Source organism: Burkholderia sp. MBR-1 (assembly GCF_013822785.1).
Classification (GTDB): Bacteria; Pseudomonadota; Gammaproteobacteria; order Burkholderiales; family Burkholderiaceae; genus Burkholderia; species Burkholderia vietnamiensis.
The window spans coordinates 1,010,133-1,025,646 of sequence record NZ_CP053609.1; the positions used below are offsets into that span (position 1 = coordinate 1,010,133).

Genomic DNA, 15,514 nt, shown 5'->3' on the forward strand with positions numbered 1-15,514 from the left:
CCGTGCGTGCGTAGCGGATTGTCGTTCTGTCTGTTTGCAATGCCCTGAAACGTTTTTCGCCCAAATCGTAATTGCGAGGAGCGTTTCACATGTCCTTCAAGTCCGTTTCGTCGGCACCCGCCGACGCCTTTGCCGATCTCCCGTTGCTCGAATCCGAACCGGTGCCGCCGCGCATCGCCGCCGCGCTCGACGCGTTGCGCGCGGGCCGCGCGGTCGTGTTGCAGGACGATCACGATCGTGAGAACGAGGCCGATCTGATCGTCGCCGCCGAGCGCATCACGCCCGAGACGATGGCGCTGCTGATCCGCGAGTGCAGCGGCATCGTGTGCCTGTGCCTGACCGACGACAAGGTCCGCGCGCTCGAGCTGCCGCCGATGGTGCAGACCAACGAGAGCCGCAACGGCACCGCGTTCACCGTGTCGATCGAGGCGCGCGAAGGCGTGCATACCGGCGTGTCCGCGGCCGACCGCGTGACGACGATCCGCGCGGCGATCGCCGACGATGCGAAGCCGTACGACATCGTCCGCCCCGGCCATGTGTTCCCGTTGCGTGCGCAACCGGGCGGCGTGCTCGCGCGCCGCGGTCACACCGAAGGGACGATCGATCTGTCGATCCTCGCGGGCCTGAGGCCGGCCGGCGTGCTGTGCGAGCTGATGAACCCGGACGGCACGATGACGCGCGGCGACGACGTCGAGCGCTTCGCGCAGCAGCACGGGCTGCCGATGCTGACGATCGCCGAACTCGTGGAATTCCGCGAGGCGCTGGCGGCCGCGCGCGAGCGCTGCTGCGAGCCGGCCTGAGCGTGGCGCACGGGCGCGTCGTTGCGCCCGGCGCACCGCGTGCGCGCAGCCGCGCGCACCAGTCGATTTATCGCGCGGCGGCCAACCGTCAGGACTGCACGTCGCCGAATTCGCCGCGTACGCCGGCCGCGACGAGCGCCGGCAGTTCGTCCATCCGGCGCATGATGCGCGTGATGCCCATCGCGCGCAGCGCGTCCGCGTAGTTGTCCGGGATGTGGCTCGCGCCGACGAACGCGATCGTCTTCATGCCGGCCGCGCGCGCCGCGTTCAGTCCCGACACGCTGTCCTCGACGACGACGCAACGCGTCGGCTCGACGCCGAGCGTCTGCGCCGCATGCAGATAGACGTCGGGGTAGGGCTTCGGCCGCGCGACCTGCTCGGAGCTGAACACGCGATCGCCGAAGATCTCGGTGAGTGCCGCGCGCTTGAGCGAGCTGCGCACGCGCACGAGCCGGCTGTTCGATACCACCGCGGCCGGCAGGCCGACCTGCATCAACGCGTCGCGCACGCCGGTGATCGGCGCGAGCGATTGCGCGAGACCGGTCTCGATGTTGTGCTCGACGGTTTCGATGAAGTTCTCCGGCATCCTGATCCCGAACCGCGCTTCGAGCCCCGCGAGAAAGCGTGACGTCTGCTGGCCGAAGGCCGACTTTGCAGCGTCTTCGAAATCGAGGTGGGGGAACGTGGCGGACAGCGTGTCGAACAGGACGCGGTCGGCGATGACTTCGCTGTCGACGAGCACGCCGTCGCAGTCGCAGATAAGGTGATCGAGCATGATGAAGAAGAGGCGGGGTGTCGGCGACGCCGAACGTGCCGCCATGATACGTGTTTTCGCGATGCGGCCAGCGGGCTTGGGGGATGTGCCGGCGGCGTGCGGCTGACAGATTCGGCTTCGGTGCAGATGATTGGCGACTGCGGCGAGCGGCGTCGGCTGGGTGCCGGCATGCGGGGGCGGGCCTGGCGTCGCTGCGCATGCGAGGCCGCCGTGGCGCGACGCGGCTCGCCCTCGCAATGCCGGGCGCGAGGCAGGCCAGATTCGGCTTCGAGGTAGATGAACGGCTGCCGCGGCGGGTGGCTTCGGCCGGGTGTCGGCATGCGTGAACGGGATGCGCGTTGACGAGCATGCGGAACCGCCGTGACGCGACGCGGTTCGCCACCGGCGATGCTGGCCGCAGGCAGCGGCGGCAGCAGCGGGCGTCACCGGCGCACTGCGCCGTGACGCCGCGTGAGGAGTTCATGAAGCGCGCGACGGCGGCCGCCGCGCGCCGTTTCGAAACCGCCAACCGCCAACCGCCAACCGCCGCCGCCGCCGCGCTCAGGCCATCGCGTGCAGGCGCAGATACAGGCCGGCAGCCGCGGCGCCGCCGAGCAGCGGGCCGATCACCGGCACCCACGCGTAGCGCCAGTCGCTGTCGCGCTTGCCGGGAATCGGCAGCAGCGCGTGCATGATGCGCGGCGACAGGTCGCGCGCCGGGCTCATCGCATAGCCGGTCGGGCCGCCGAGCGAGATGCCGATGCCGAGCACCAGCAGGCCAACGGGCAGCGCGTCGAGCGCGCCGAGGCCGACCTGCGGCGACGCAAGGTACAGCACGCCGAGGATCAGCACGAACGTGCAGATCGCTTCGGTCAGCACGTTGTGCGTGGTGCTGCGGATCGCGGGCGCCGTGCAGAACACCGCGAGCTTCAGGTCCGCGTCGGCTTCGTTCGCGAAGTGCTGGCGATACGCGAGCCACACGAGCAGCGCGCCGGCCATCCCGCCGAGCATCTGCGCGATGACGTAGCCGGCGACCTTCGACCACGCGAACTTGCCCGCCAGCGCGAGACTGATCGTGACGATCGGATTCAGGTGCGCGCCGCTGAACGACGCGGTCACGTAGACGGCGACGAACACCGCCATCGCCCAGCCCATCACGATGACGATCAGGTCCGCGCCTTTGCCCTTGGTCTTCGCAAGCAGCACGTTTGCGACCGCGCCGTTGCCGAGCAGCACGAGGATCGCCGTGCCGATGAATTCCGCAATATAAGGTGACATGTTGTCTCTCTTGGAGTGCGGCGGACTCGCGCATTGCGCGGCCCGCCGGTGTTGTTGTATTTCGTTTGGACGTGTTGCGGCCAGCGCCGCGCTTACTGCGTGTCGTCGGCCCACGCCTTGGCCGCGCGCACCGCGCGCTGCCAGCCGGCCATGCACTGCTTGACCTGCTCCTTCGGCATCGACGGCGAGAAGCGGCGATCGAGCTGCCACTGGCTGCGCACTTCGTCGAGGTTCTTCCAGTAGCCGATCGCGAGGCCCGCGAGGTAGGCCGCGCCGAGCGCGGTCGTCTCGGTGATCTGCGGACGCACCGCGTCGACGCCGAGCAGATCGGCCTGGAACTGCATCAGCAGGTTGTTCGCGCTCGCGCCGCCGTCGACGCGCAGCTCGCCGATGCTGATCCCCGAGTCGGCTTCCATCGCGGCCAGCACGTCGAGCGACTGATACGCGATCGCGTCGAGCGCCGCGCGCGCGAGATGGGCGGACGTCGTGCCGCGCGTGACGCCGAACACCGAGCCGCGCGCGCGGGCATTCCAGTGCGGTGCGCCGAGGCCCGCGAACGCCGGCACCAGATAGACGCCGTCGGTATGCGGCACGCGCGCGGCCAGCGCTTCGATTTCGGCGGCCGTCTTGATGATGCCCATCCCGTCGCGCAGCCATTGCACGACCGCGCCCGCGATGAAGATGCTGCCTTCGAGCGCGTACTGCACGTCGTCGCCGATCTGCCAGGCGATCGTCGTGACGAGGTTGTTCCTCGACTCGATCGGCTTGTCGCCGGTGTTCATCATCAGGAAGCAGCCGGTGCCGTAGGTGTTCTTGACCATGCCCGAGGTCGTGCACATCTGGCCGAACAGCGCCGCGTGCTGGTCGCCCGCGATGCCCGCGAGCGGAATCTTCGACGCGAACACCGTCGTCTTCGTATGGCCGTAGATTTCCGACGAAGCCTTCACTTCCGGCAGCATGCTGCGCGGGATGTCGAGCAGCTCGAGCAGCTCGCTGTCCCACTCGCGCGTATGGATGTTGAACAGCATCGTGCGCGATGCGTTCGTCACGTCGGTCACGTGCAGCTCGTGCTTCGTGAAGTTCCACACGAGCCAGCTGTCGACCGTGCCGAACGCGAGCTTGCCCTGGCGCGCCTTGTCGCGCGCGCCCGGCACGTTGTCGAGAATCCAGCGGATCTTGGTCGCGGAGAAGTACGAGTCGATCGGCAGGCCGGTCTTCGCGCGCACCTTCGCCTCGAAGCCCTGCTGCTTGAGCGAATCGCAGAAGTCGGCGGTGCGGCGGTCCTGCCACACGATCGCGTTGTAGACCGGCTGGCCGGTTTCGCGATCCCAGACGATGGTCGTCTCGCGCTGGTTGGTGATGCCGATCGCCGCGATCGACGTGCCGTTCAGGCCCGTGCGCGTGACGGCTTCGGCGGCGACGCCGGCTTGCGTCGACCAGATTTCCTGCGGGTCGTGCTCGACCCAGCCGGGTTGCGGGTAGATCTGTTCGAATTCCTTCTGGGCGATCGAAACGATGTTGCCCTGGCGATCGAACAGCATTGCGCGGGAGCTCGTCGTGCCCTGGTCAAGCGCGAGGATGTACTGGTCCTGCATGTCTCTCATCTCCATCCGTGGATCGGCGTAGTTGTGATGCGCGCCGCATATTACGCGGCGCGTCGGTGAATCGACATCGGTAAGGCCACTGCAAATGCAAACTGCAACTGCAAACGGGTCAGGCGTGCGGCGCGTGTGCGGCGGCGAACCACGCGTCGAGCGCGGCCGTCACCGCGTCGAGCGTGCCGGGCGCGACGTGCAGGCCGAGCTTCGAGCGGCGCCACAGCACGTCCTGCGCGCAGGTGGCCCACTCGACGTCGCGCAGATAGCGCAGCTCCGCGTCGAACAGGGCCGGTGCGACTTCGGCGCCGAGCTCGGCGAGCGACTGCGCGCCGTCGAGCATGCGCTCCGCGCGTGTGCCGTACGCGCGCGCATAGCGGCGCGCGAGCGCGGCGGGCAGCCACGGGTGGCGTGTCGCGAACGCATCGGCGAACGCGTCGAACTTCGCGCCGGGGATGTCGCCGCCGGGCAGCGGCGCGCCGGCCGTCCACGTCGGCGCGTCGCGGCCGAGCGCGCGGCACAGCATGTCGCCGGCTTCCTCCGCGAGCTTGCGGAAGGTCGTGATCTTGCCGCCGAACACCGACAGCAGCGGCGCGCCGGCGCCGTCGTCCATCTCGAGCCGGTAGTCGCGCGTGACGGCCGACGCGTTCGCGGCGTTTTCGTCTTCGAGCAGCGGGCGCACGCCCGAATAGGTCCAGTGCACGTCGGCCGGCGAGATCTTGCGTTTGAAATAGCGATTGATCGACTCGCACAGATACTGCGTCTCGTCGCGATCGATCGCGACCTTCGCGGGATCGCTGGTGTATTCGACGTCGGTCGTGCCGATCAGCGTGAAGTCGTGTTCGTACGGGATCGCGAAGATGATCCGCTTGTCCGGATTCTGGAAGATGTACGCGTGGTCGTGCTCGAACAGGCGGCGCGTGATGATGTGGCTGCCCTTCACGAGCCGCACGCTGTGATGCGCGCCGCGGCCCAGCGCGCCGTGCAGCACCTCGCCGACCCACGGGCCGGCCGCGTTCGCGACCGCGCGGGCGTGGACGACGCGCATCGAGCCGTCGGCAAGCTGGAGCCGCGCTTCCCATGCGTCGCCGACGCGCTGCGCCGACACGAGCTTGGTGCGCGTGAGGATCTCGGCGCCGCGCTCCTGCGCGTCGAGCGCGTTCAGCACGACGAGACGCGCGTCGTCGACCCAGCCGTCCGAATAGACGAAGCCGCGCTTGATCGAGTCGATCAGCGGCGCGCCGGCCGCGTGGCGGCGCATGTCGATGCCGCGCGAGCCGGGCAGCAGCTCGCGTTTCGCGAGGTGATCGTAGAGAAACAGGCCGACGCGGATCAGCCATGCCGGCCGCAGGTTCGGCATGTGCGGCATCACGAAGCGCAGCGGCCACATGATGTGCGGCGCCGCGCGCAGCAGCGTTTCACGCTCTTGCAGCGCCTTGCGGACGAGGCCGAACTCGTTGTATTCGAGGTAGCGCAGGCCGCCGTGAATCAGCTTCGTGCTGCACGACGACGTGTGCGACGCCAGGTCGTCCTGCTCGCAAAGCAGCACCGACAGGCCGCGGCCCGCCGCATCGCGCGCGATGCCGGCGCCGTTGATGCCGCCGCCGACGACGAGCAGATCGTAGCGATTCGGTTGTGTCACCTGCTGTCCTTATCGTCTGATGGAAATTGGCGAACATGAAATGTTCGAATTCGAAATTTAACGAACGGAATCGAAAAAGTAAAGTTCGAAAAAGCGGGCCAGTGGCGCGCGGCGCGACCGCGGGCGATACTGACGCAATCGACCGTTTCGCGAGGTGAATCATGCGTATTGGGATGTGGGCGGGCGCGTGCGCCGTGTTGCTGGCGGGGTGCGGCGTCGGTGTGCCGCCGCTGGCGGGCAACTGGCGCGCGCCGTCGTTCGTCGACCTGGAGACGAGCTGCGGCGGCGCCGCGCGCGATTGGGGCGACGACGCGGTGCCGGTCTATTCGACGCTGTACGACGCGTACGTGGCGAAACGCTATCGGGGGCTGACGGAAACGAACTATTGTGCGTTCGTAAACGAACTTTCAGCGCGCTACGCGGCGCCGAACTCGGCGCAGCGTGCCGCGTGGATCGCGTATTTCAACGGCGCACGCGCGCAGGCCATCAGTTGGCGCGCGGCGGTCGATCCGACGCTGCGCGGCGGCTGACGCGCGAACGCACGAAGGGCGGCAGGGAGGCGGAAAGCGGCGCGGCCGGGAATCCGGCCGGCGCGCGGGTCATCTGGAACGGCGGTGTGGCGGGCGCTTCATGAATAGCGGTATTTGATGGATCGCAGCGCGGCGTCGCCGGTTTCGGTCACGCAATATCGGCGTCCCGATCCCAGGCCTTCCAGCCGGACGAGTTGCTGTTCGAGCAGCGCGTCGAGTTCATCGCGCTCCATGTCGCCCTGGTCGGGGGCGTCCTTCACAAGCAATAGCGTGGCGAATTCATGCGGACTCAGCATCGTTCTCTCCATGGCAACCGGTCTGCCCGCGCGGCCGGCGTGAACGCCGGTGCGCGATACCCCGCGGGTAGGGCTTGGGGGGAAAAGCTGCATTCGCCGGCCGGGATGTCGCATACGCGCTGCCAGGAGCGGATCGTGCGACGGGCCGGGGAACTGGAGTCTAGTCGAGCGTGCGGGCAACGACAAATCGTGCCCCGTTAATTTTCCGTTTGACACAGGCGCGCGCCGCAAGCGGTTCGGCCGGCGCGCGAACTTCTTGATTTCACTTGAAGTTTCGCGTGCGGTGCAGCATCGCGGCGGTCATTCGGCGACGTACACCTGGGTGCCGGCGGCGGCCACCGTGTCGGTCATCTCGGGCGGCAGCGGCTTGTCGGTGAACAGCGCGTGCACCTGGCTCAGGTGCCCCTGGCGCACCAGCGCGGGACGGCCGACCTTCGAATGATCGGCGACCAGGTAGACGGTGCGCGCATGCTGCATGATCGCCTCGGCCACGCGCACCTCGCGCGTGTCGAAGTCGCGCAGCGTGCCGTCGGCCTCGATCGCCGACGTGCCGATGATCGCGTAGTCGACCTTGAACTGTCGGATGAAGTCGATCGCGAGCTCGCCGACGATCCCCTTGTCCCACGGCCGCACGATGCCGCCCGTGATCAGCACCTCGCAGTCGGGGTAGCCGCTCATCATCGACGCGACGTTCAGGTTGTTCGTGATCACGTGCAGGCCGTGATGGCGATTCAGCGCGCGCGCGACTTCCTCGGTCGTCGTGCCGAGGTTGATGAACAGCGATGCCTGATCGGGGATGTGCGACGCGGCCAGCGCCGCGATGCGCCGCTTCTCGTCGTGGAACATCCGCTGGCGCGCGGTGTAGGAGACGTTCTCCGAGCTGGTCGGCAGGCTCGCGCCGCCGTGGTAGCGGCGCAGCAGGTTCAGGTCGGCGAGCCAGTTCACGTCGCGGCGGATCGTCTGCGGCGTGACCGCGAAGTGCGACGCGAGATCGTCGACCGTCACGAAGCCGTCGCGCTGCACCCATTCGAGCAATTCCTGCTGGCGCGCGTTGAGGGTGAGGCGGGGATCTCGGGTCATGGCTCGGCGGTCGAATCGTGGTGCGGACCGGATATTGTAAGGGCGCGAACCGCGTTCGCAGCGGCCGGCGGCGCACCACGGCCGCGGATACAGTTCGCAGGTGCATGATTTCATGTCGCAAATGAATTTGCGCGAGCACGCGGATCGCGCTGCAATGACGGACCGTTCGCGCGCGGGGCGGGGAGCTCGAGTGCGGGCCGGGACGGCGCTGGAACGGCTCGCGAGCGGAGTCCGAGCCCGAGCCCGAGCCCGAGCCGAGGCCGAACCCCGCGCCCCGCGCGCTCATCCCAGCTTCCAACGAGGTAAAACCGACATGACAGGCTTCGACTGGCACAACCCGTATCCGACGACCCGCATCCCCGTATTCGCGCGCAACGTCGTGTCGACGTCGCATCCGCTCGCCGCGCAGGCCGGGCTGCGGATGCTGTGGAAGGGCGGCAACGCCGTCGATGCGGCGCTGGCCGCCGCGGCCGCGATCACGGTGGTTGAGCCGGTGTCGTGCGGGCTCGGCGGCGACGCGTTCGCGCTCGTATGGGACGGCGAGCGGCTGTCGGGGCTGAACGCGTCGGGCGTCGCGCCGGCGGCGTGGAATCCCGACTACTTCCGCCGGCGTCACGGCGAGGATGCGCACGGCATCGCCAAGCAGCCGACGCGCGGCTGGGACACCGTCACGGTGCCGGGCGTGATCGCCGGCTGGGAAGCGCTGCACGCGAAGTTCGGCTCGCTGCCGTTCGCCGATCTGCTCGAACCGGCGATCGAGCACGCGGAGCGCGGCTATTCGGTGTCGCCGATCGTCGCGCACAAATGGGCGGCCGCCGTGCCCGAGCTGCACGCGCTGCCGGGCTTCGCCCAGACCTTCATGCCGCGCGGGCGCGCGCCGCTCGTCGGCGAGCGCATGTGCCTGCCGGACCATGCGCAGACGCTGCGCACGCTCGCCCACGACGGGCCGCGCGCGTTCTACGAAGGCGCGCTCGCCGCGCGGCTCGCGGCGTTCGCGCGCGAAGGCGGCGGCGCGCTGACCGAGGCCGACCTGCGCGCGTACCGGCCGGAATGGGTCGAGCCGATCGGCAAGCGCTTCGGCCGCCATACGGTCCACGAGATTCCGCCGAACGGGCAGGGCATCGCCGCGCTGATCGCGCTCGGCATCGCGGAGCACGTGGGCGTGACCGACTGGCCCGTCGATTCGGCCGATTCGCAGCATCTGCAGATCGAGGCGATGAAGCTCGCGTTCGCGGACGTCTATCGCTACGTCGCCGACCCGCGCGCGATGGACGTGACGCCGGCCGAGATGCTCGACGACGCGTATCTCGCCGAACGCGCGAAGCTGATCGACCGCACGCGGGCGACGCACTTCGCGGCCGGCCGCCCGCATTCGGGCGGCACGATCTACCTGTCGGCGGCGGACGAGCGCGGGATGATGGTGAGCTTCATTCAGTCCAACTACATGGGCTTCGGTTCGGGGCTCGTCGTGCCCGGCACGGGCATTGCGCTGCAGAACCGCGGGCACGGTTTCTCGATGGACCCGCGCTCGCCGAACGTGGTCGCGGGCGGCAAGCGGCCGTTCCATACGATCATCCCGGCGTTCGTCACCGAGCAGGTCGACGGGCGCACCGAGGCGGTGATGAGCTTCGGCGTGATGGGCGGCGACATGCAGCCGCAAGGCCATCTGCAGACCATCGTGCGGATGCTCGGCTACCACCAGCAGCCGCAGGCCGCGTGCTGCGCGCCGCGCTGGAAGGTCAACCGCGACTTCACGCTCGACGTCGAGGCGACGATGAACCGCCGGACCGTCGACGCGCTCGCCGCGCGCGGCCATACGATCAAGTCGGTCGACGATCCTTACATGGATTTCGGCTCCGGGCAGTTCGTCTGGCGCCTCGATCCCGACGATCCCGAGCGCGGCTACGTGGCCGCGAGCGACAGCCGCCGCGACGGCCTCGCCGCCGGTTTCTGACGGAACGCTTCCAGTCGGTGGCGGCGCCGATCCGAGGGCGATCGGCCAAACAGCCAACCAGCCGACCAGCCGGCTTGACGTGGCGCATGTCGTGGCACGTGCGGGGTTCGAAGAACCCGTCTAACGAAGCGCAACATGGCGGGTGGAACTGCGCGCGCCGGGTACGGTCAGTGGTTGAAGCACGAACATAAATCTCCGGCTAAGATGCCAGGATGGTTCGGCCGGACCAAGTCACTATAAATGCAAGCAAAACGTCGCCTGCGGGCGCCGGGCCGGTGCCGAAGGGAAGGGCCGGCGCGCCGCGCGACGACTGGGAGCGCAACACCATGCCTACTGAAACGACGCATGTCATGCCGTGGCGTATCGAGGACATCGATCTGAACCGGATCGATCGTCAGCGTGCCGCCGCGAACGAGGATCTGCTGCTGCTGTTGTGCGCGTCGTCGTTCATCGAAAGCGGCTCGGATCTCTACACGAGCAATCTGAGCGAGTTCTTCAACGACGATCCGGAAGTATCCGCGTGGCTCAACAGTGCGTGGGAGCACGAAGAATTGCAGCACGGGCGCGCGCTGAAGGCGTACATCGCGCACGTGTGGCCCGAGTTCGACTGGGATACCGCGTTCGCGAATTTCTTCGCCGAGTATTCGAAGACCTGCTCGGTCGACGCGTTCGAGAAAACCCGCGCGCTCGAGATGGTCGCGCGCTGCGTCGTCGAGACGGGCACGGCCACGCTCTATCGCGCGATCAACGAATGCTCGGACGAGCCCGTGCTGAAGGAAATCACCGACAACATCCGCTCGGACGAAGTGCGCCACTACAAGCACTTCTTCAAGTTCTTCAAGAAGTACAACAAGCTCGAAGGAAACGGCCGGCTCGCGGTGCTCGGTGCGCTGATGCGCCGCGTGATGGAGATCAAGAACGAGGACTCCGAGATCGCGCTGCGCCACGTGTTCGCGGTGCGCTATCCCGATCGCGTCGGCGACAATCAGTACAACCGCGAGCGCGCCGCACGCATCAGCTCGCTCGTGCGGCGCAATCTGTCGGCCGACATGTGCGTGAAGATGCTGCTCAAGCCGCTCGACCTGCCCGCGAAGATCCAGCCGAGCGTCCACTATCCGCTCACCAAGATCACGCGGCACGTGTTCATGCGCTGAGCCCCCGGCGCGGCCCGTCGCGCGTATGCTGTCGCCTCGTGTTTCGCTTTCCACCGGGCCCGCCATCATGACCGATACCCATCGCCACGCGCTCGAACAATGGACGTTCGACGCGTGGCCGTCGGCCGTCGTCTCGCTGTTCGACGGCACCGCGCTCGAGCGCCATGCCGACGTTGCGGCGTCGCTGCTCGTCGCGACCGACGACGGCCAGCTGCGCACGACGCTGCTGAGCGCGGGCGAGATCTTCGCACGCGACGCACACACGCTGCTGCTCGCGCTATGGCCGCAATCGCGTGCGGCGCGCGCGCTCGCGCAGCGGCGCGCGGCCGCGCTGACGCTCGTCGCCGACGGCGCGTTCTTTCAGGCACAACTGAGTATCGAACCGCTCGACGCGGATGTCGGCGGCTTGCGCGGATTCGCTGCGACGATCGCACACGGCGATGCGCAGCGGGTCGGCTATGCGCGTCTCGCGACGGGTGTCACGTTCGCGCTGGAAGGGGAGACGCGCGCCGAGGTGCTCGCGCGCTGGCAACGCCAGATCGAGCACCTGCGGCGCGCGGCCGCGCGGCTTCAGTGACCGCGCTGGCCGCTGCGCGACGAACGGTTGCGGTTCGGGTGCGCGGCATTGCCGTTGGCGGGACGTGCGCCGTTGCCGCCGCCGGCCGGGCGGCCGCCGCCGTTGGCGTTACCGCTCGCACCGCCGGCCGCGCGCGGCTTGGCCGCCTTCGCGGCCTTCGGCTGCGCGTTGGCGTCGCGCTTCGCGCCGGCCTGGCCTGAGCCGCCCGCACGCGGCTGACGATTCCCACTGCCGCCGCCACCGCCGCCACCGTTGCCGCCGCCGCGCGGCTGCTGGCCGCGACGCTGCTGAATCGGCTCCGGCTTGACGTTCGGATCGGGTTCGAAGCCCGCGATCACTTCCTGCGGAATCTCGCGCTTGATCAGCCGCTCGATGTCGCGCAGCAACTGCTTCTCGTCGACGCACACCAGCGACACCGCTTCGCCGGTCGCGCCCGCGCGGCCCGTGCGGCCGATGCGGTGCACGTAGTCTTCCGGCACGTTCGGCAGGTCGAAGTTGACGACGTGCGGCAACTGGTCGATGTCGATACCGCGCGCGGCGATGTCGGTCGCGACGAGCACCTGCAGCGTGTTGTTCTTGAACTCGGCCAGCGCGCGCGTGCGGGCCGACTGGCTCTTGTTGCCGTGGATCGCCATCGCGCTGATGCCGTCCTTCGTCAACTGCTCGGCGAGCCGGTTCGCGCCGTGCTTGGTGCGCGTGAACACGAGCACCTGGAACCAGTTGTGCTCGCGGATCAGATGCGTGAGCAGCTCGCGCTTGCGATCGCGATCGACCGGGTGGATCTTCTGCGCGACGGTTTCCGCGGTCGTATTGCGGCGTGCGACTTCGATCAGCGCCGGCGAATCGAGCAGGCTGTCGGCGAGCGCCTTGATCTCGTCGGAGAAGGTCGCCGAGAACAGCAGGTTCTGACGCCGCGGCGGCAGCTTCGCGAGCACGCGCTTGATGTCGTGGATGAAGCCCATGTCGAGCATCCGGTCCGCTTCGTCGAGCACGAGGATGTCGAGATCCGACAGGTCGATCGTCTTCTGCTGCATGTGGTCGAGCAGACGGCCCGGCGTCGCGACGACGATGTCGACGCCGCGCTTGAGCGCGTCGATCTGCGGATTGATGCTGACGCCGCCGAACATCACGGTCGAGCGCAGCTTCACGTACTTGCTGTACGCGCGCACGCTTTCCTCGACCTGGGCGGCGAGTTCGCGCGTCGGCGTGAGGATCAGCGCGCGCACCGCACGCTTCGCGCCGCGATGCTCGGTGTAGAAGGTATGCAGCCGCTGCAGGATCGGCAGCGTGAAGCCGGCGGTCTTGCCGGTGCCGGTTTGTGCGCCGGCGAGCAGGTCGCCGCCGCCGAGGACGGCGGGGATCGCCTGCTGCTGGATCGGGGTCGGCGACGTGTAGCCGAGCTCGTTGACCGCCTTGACGAGCGGTTCGGCCAGGCCGAGAGATTCGAAAGACATAGATACCACTCTTGAGTTTTATGATCGGCGACGCCTCGCGCGGCCAGCGCGGGGAAGTGACGTCGCCAAAAGCAAAGGGGCGCCCCCGTCTGTGTCGCGCGTTATTTAGTCAAGCGGCGCGGAACGCAGGTCGCTCACCTGTTGCGGCGAGATCGGCGTACCGTTGTTGCCCCACGACATCCGGATATACGTGACGACCGCCGCGACTTCCTGGTTCGACAGCGATTGCGCGAACGGCGGCATCCCGTACGGACGCGGATTCTTGAACGTGCTCGGCGGATAGCCGCCATTCAGCACCATGCGGATCGGGTTGACTGCCGATTCCATCACGATCGAATGGTTGCCCGCGAGCGGCGGATAGGCCGGCGGCTTGCCCGCGCCGTTTTCGGCGTGGCAGGTCGCGCAGTTGTCGGCGTAGATCTTCTTGCCCTGGTCGAACAGCGCGTTGCCGAACTGCTTCGACGGCTCGTATTGCATGTTCTTCGGCGCTTCAGCCTTCTGCGGGATCGACTTCAGGTACGTCGACATCGCGCGCGTATCTTCGTCGGTCATGTACTGAAGGCTGTTGTGCACGACGTCGGCCATCGGGCCGAACACCGCGCCCTGGTGCGACACGCCGGCCTGCAGCAGGTCGGACAGCTCCTGCACGTGCCAGTCGCCGAGGCCGAGTTCCTTGTCGTTCGTCAGCGACGGCGCGTACCAGTTCTGCAGCGGGATCAGGCCGCCGGCGAACGCCGCGGAGTTCACCGGGCCGCCCATCATGTTGATCGACGTGTGGCACATCGAGCAGTGGCCGAGGCCTTCGACGAGGTAGGCGCCGCGGTTCCATTCGACCGACTTGGTCGGATCCGGCTTGTATTCGCCTTCCTTGAAGAACAGCGTGCGCCAGCCGATCAGCAGGTTGCGGTTGTTGAACGGGAACTTCAGTTCGTGCGGACGGCTCGGCACCGACACCGGCGCGACCGAGCGCAGGTACGCGTAGATCGCGTCCGAATCGGCACGCGTGACCTTCGTGTAGCTCGCGAACGGGAAGCCCGGGTAGAGCAGGCTGCCGTCCTTCGAACGGCCGGTGTGCATCGCGCGATAGAAGTCGTCCGACGTCCACTTGCCGATGCCGTCCTTGTCGTCCGGCGTGATGTTCGGCGTGTACATCGTGCCGAACGGCGTCGCCATCGGCAGGCCGCCGGCGAACGGCTTGCCGCCGCGCACCGTGTGGCACGCGATACAGTCGCCGACGCGCGCGAGGTATTCGCCCTTCTTGATCAGCGCGGCCTGGTCGGCCGGCGTGGCGGCGACGGCGGCAGCGCCGTGCAGCGTATCGTTGCCGGGCCACAGGACGGGCACGAGAGCGGCAGCCGCGACGATCGCGACGGCCGAGAGTGCAAACAGGGACTTGCGTTTCATTGTGTCTGTCTCCCTTGCCTTATTGCGGTTCGCTGCCGCAGGCGAGCGGAGTCTTCATCGAACGCGCCGGAGCCGGCACGGGGTTGGCGGGCGCCGGTTGTGCGGCGAGCCACGCGGTCACGGCCGTCACGTCTTCGTCGGACAGCTTCGACGCGATCTCGTGCATGCAGTCGGGCGCCTTCGCGCGACGGTTGCCCGAGCGCCATGCGCCGAGCTGTGCGCTCAGGTAATCGGCGTGCAGACCGACGAGACCCGGGATCGCCGGCTGCATGCCGGTCAGGCCCGCGCCGTGGCAGGCCACGCAGGCCGGCAGCTTGCGCGACGGATCGCCTTGCATCACGAGCTGCTTGCCGCGCGCGAGCGTGGCGGCCGGCAGCGTCGGCTTGGCCGGCGTCGGGTACGGCGGACGCTCGGCCGAGAAGTGCTCGGCGATCTCTTTCAGGTAGTCGTCGTTCAGGTACGTCAGCAGGTAGTTCATCGGCGGGTACTTGCGCCGGCCGTCACGGAAGTTGACGAGCTGGTTGTACAGGTACTCGGCCGGCTTGCCGGCAAGCCGCGGGAAGTAGTCGTTGTCGGTGCCCTGGCCGTGGACGCCGTGGCATGCGGTACAGCCGCGCACGCGCTCGGCCATCGTATCGGGTGCCTTGAGCGGCGCCTGCTGCGCGTGCGCTTGCTCCGTGGGCTTGGTCTGCGCTTGGGCAGCGCTCGTAAGGCCCGCGCCGCCGATCAACAGAACGGCGAGCAGCGGACGGAAGAGGCGTCTTGAAGACACACGAGACTCCATGTTTATTCGTCGGGGACCTGTCCGGGCTACGATCGGCTCGGCGCATGGACGGCAGGACAGCCGGGCTGCTGCGACGCGGCATTCTATCACCGATGGGTAATGACGGCTATTTGGCAAAAGGACGTCGGTTCCTGCCTGTTTGCGACTTGCGACAATTTGACGCGCTTTATATGGTCGCAGTCTGAACCGGCGTGCGCGTTGGCCGTCGAAGA

General features: G+C 68.0%; 14 protein-coding genes. 5 read left to right on the forward strand and 9 right to left on the reverse strand.

The window, feature by feature from the left end:
* Window positions 1–89: 89 nt before the first annotated feature.
* On the forward strand, window positions 90–800 hold the full coding sequence (gene ribB, locus MBR110_RS04615; RefSeq protein WP_011885956.1) for a 3,4-dihydroxy-2-butanone-4-phosphate synthase: 711 nt from the start codon (window positions 90–92) through the stop codon (window positions 798–800).
* An 88-nt stretch (window positions 801–888) separates the two neighbouring features.
* On the opposite strand, the gene MBR110_RS04620 is transcribed toward ribB, so the two are convergent.
* The 4 genes from MBR110_RS04620 to glpD all read right to left on the reverse strand — a co-directional run bounded on the left by MBR110_RS04620 (window position 889) and on the right by glpD (window position 6,069).
* Complete coding sequence (locus tag MBR110_RS04620) at window positions 889–1,575, reverse strand: HAD family hydrolase (protein ID WP_011885955.1); 687 nt, start codon at window positions 1,573–1,575, stop codon at window positions 889–891.
* Window positions 1,576–2,115: 540 nt separating this feature from the next.
* The gene (locus MBR110_RS04625) at window positions 2,116–2,832 is read right to left on the reverse strand and encodes an MIP/aquaporin family protein (protein WP_011885954.1); all 717 of its coding nucleotides are present in this window, start codon (window positions 2,830–2,832) and stop codon (window positions 2,116–2,118) included.
* A gap of 92 nt (window positions 2,833–2,924) precedes the next feature.
* The gene (gene glpK, locus MBR110_RS04630) at window positions 2,925–4,427 is read right to left on the reverse strand and encodes a glycerol kinase GlpK (RefSeq protein ID WP_059735415.1); all 1,503 of its coding nucleotides are present in this window, start codon (window positions 4,425–4,427) and stop codon (window positions 2,925–2,927) included.
* 118 nt (window positions 4,428–4,545) lie between these two features.
* Complete coding sequence (gene glpD / locus MBR110_RS04635) at window positions 4,546–6,069, reverse strand: glycerol-3-phosphate dehydrogenase (RefSeq protein WP_059735413.1); 1,524 nt, start codon at window positions 6,067–6,069, stop codon at window positions 4,546–4,548.
* Window positions 6,070–6,230: 161 nt separating this feature from the next.
* Between glpD and MBR110_RS04640 the strand changes: the two genes are divergently transcribed.
* On the forward strand, window positions 6,231–6,599 hold the full coding sequence (locus tag MBR110_RS04640) for a hypothetical protein (RefSeq protein WP_011885951.1): 369 nt from the start codon (window positions 6,231–6,233) through the stop codon (window positions 6,597–6,599).
* 98 nt (window positions 6,600–6,697) lie between these two features.
* On the opposite strand, the gene MBR110_RS04645 is transcribed toward MBR110_RS04640, so the two are convergent.
* Together MBR110_RS04645 and MBR110_RS04650 are read right to left on the reverse strand one after the other, a co-directional pair.
* Window positions 6,698–6,895 (reverse strand): hypothetical protein, encoded by a 198-nt coding sequence (locus MBR110_RS04645; RefSeq protein ID WP_011885950.1) that lies wholly within the window; start codon window positions 6,893–6,895, stop codon window positions 6,698–6,700.
* Between the two features lie 300 nt (window positions 6,896–7,195).
* Window positions 7,196–7,975 (reverse strand): DeoR/GlpR family DNA-binding transcription regulator, encoded by a 780-nt coding sequence (locus tag MBR110_RS04650; RefSeq protein WP_011885949.1) that lies wholly within the window; start codon window positions 7,973–7,975, stop codon window positions 7,196–7,198.
* 313 nt (window positions 7,976–8,288) lie between these two features.
* On the opposite strand from MBR110_RS04650, the gene MBR110_RS04655 reads away from it, so the two are divergent.
* The 3 genes from MBR110_RS04655 (at window position 8,289) to MBR110_RS04665 (ending at window position 11,660) form a co-directional block, all read left to right on the forward strand.
* Window positions 8,289–9,929, forward strand: a complete 1,641-nt coding sequence (locus tag MBR110_RS04655; RefSeq protein WP_046423957.1) for a gamma-glutamyltransferase family protein — start codon at window positions 8,289–8,291, stop codon at window positions 9,927–9,929.
* 326 nt (window positions 9,930–10,255) lie between these two features.
* Window positions 10,256–11,083, forward strand: coding sequence for a ferritin-like domain-containing protein (locus MBR110_RS04660; RefSeq protein WP_011885947.1), 828 nt, complete (start codon window positions 10,256–10,258; stop codon window positions 11,081–11,083).
* A gap of 67 nt (window positions 11,084–11,150) precedes the next feature.
* A complete protein-coding gene (locus MBR110_RS04665) occupies window positions 11,151–11,660 on the forward strand; it encodes a hypothetical protein (RefSeq protein ID WP_043291532.1) in 510 nt (169 codons plus the stop codon).
* Here MBR110_RS04665 and MBR110_RS04670 read toward each other — a convergent pair.
* The 3 genes from MBR110_RS04670 to MBR110_RS04680 form a co-directional block, all read right to left on the reverse strand.
* Window positions 11,654–13,114 (reverse strand): DEAD/DEAH box helicase, encoded by a 1,461-nt coding sequence (locus MBR110_RS04670; protein ID WP_059475635.1) that lies wholly within the window; start codon window positions 13,112–13,114, stop codon window positions 11,654–11,656. The two genes, MBR110_RS04665 and MBR110_RS04670, sit on opposite strands and share 7 nt — an antisense overlap.
* A 105-nt stretch (window positions 13,115–13,219) precedes the next feature.
* Window positions 13,220–14,518: a c-type cytochrome gene (locus MBR110_RS04675; RefSeq protein ID WP_014723593.1), complete on the reverse strand. Its 1,299-nt coding sequence runs from the start codon at window positions 14,516–14,518 to the stop codon at window positions 13,220–13,222.
* A gap of 19 nt (window positions 14,519–14,537) precedes the next feature.
* The gene (locus MBR110_RS04680) at window positions 14,538–15,302 is read right to left on the reverse strand and encodes a c-type cytochrome (RefSeq protein ID WP_034192684.1); all 765 of its coding nucleotides are present in this window, start codon (window positions 15,300–15,302) and stop codon (window positions 14,538–14,540) included.
* Between the last annotated feature and the right edge of the window lie 212 nt (window positions 15,303–15,514).

Bases quoted from the DNA above. Each gene is read 5' to 3' on its own strand.
- ribB (WP_011885956.1), top strand. From the start codon at position 90: ATGTCCTTCAAGTCCGTTTCGTCGGCACCCGCCGACGCCTTTGCCGAT.
- MBR110_RS04620 (WP_011885955.1), bottom strand. From the start codon at position 1,575: ATGCTCGATCACCTTATCTGCGACTGCGACGGCGTGCTCGTCGACAGC.
- MBR110_RS04625 (WP_011885954.1), bottom strand. From the start codon at position 2,832: ATGTCACCTTATATTGCGGAATTCATCGGCACGGCGATCCTCGTGCTG.
- glpK (WP_059735415.1), bottom strand. From the start codon at position 4,427: ATGCAGGACCAGTACATCCTCGCGCTTGACCAGGGCACGACGAGCTCC.
- MBR110_RS04640 (WP_011885951.1), top strand. From the start codon at position 6,231: ATGCGTATTGGGATGTGGGCGGGCGCGTGCGCCGTGTTGCTGGCGGGG.
- MBR110_RS04645 (WP_011885950.1), bottom strand. From the start codon at position 6,895: ATGCTGAGTCCGCATGAATTCGCCACGCTATTGCTTGTGAAGGACGCC.
- MBR110_RS04650 (WP_011885949.1), bottom strand. From the start codon at position 7,975: ATGACCCGAGATCCCCGCCTCACCCTCAACGCGCGCCAGCAGGAATTG.
- MBR110_RS04655 (WP_046423957.1), top strand. From the start codon at position 8,289: ATGACAGGCTTCGACTGGCACAACCCGTATCCGACGACCCGCATCCCC.
- MBR110_RS04660 (WP_011885947.1), top strand. From the start codon at position 10,256: ATGCCTACTGAAACGACGCATGTCATGCCGTGGCGTATCGAGGACATC.
- MBR110_RS04665 (WP_043291532.1), top strand. From the start codon at position 11,151: ATGACCGATACCCATCGCCACGCGCTCGAACAATGGACGTTCGACGCG.
- MBR110_RS04670 (WP_059475635.1), bottom strand. From the start codon at position 13,114: ATGTCTTTCGAATCTCTCGGCCTGGCCGAACCGCTCGTCAAGGCGGTC.
- MBR110_RS04675 (WP_014723593.1), bottom strand. From the start codon at position 14,518: ATGAAACGCAAGTCCCTGTTTGCACTCTCGGCCGTCGCGATCGTCGCG.
- MBR110_RS04680 (WP_034192684.1), bottom strand. From the start codon at position 15,302: ATGGAGTCTCGTGTGTCTTCAAGACGCCTCTTCCGTCCGCTGCTCGCC.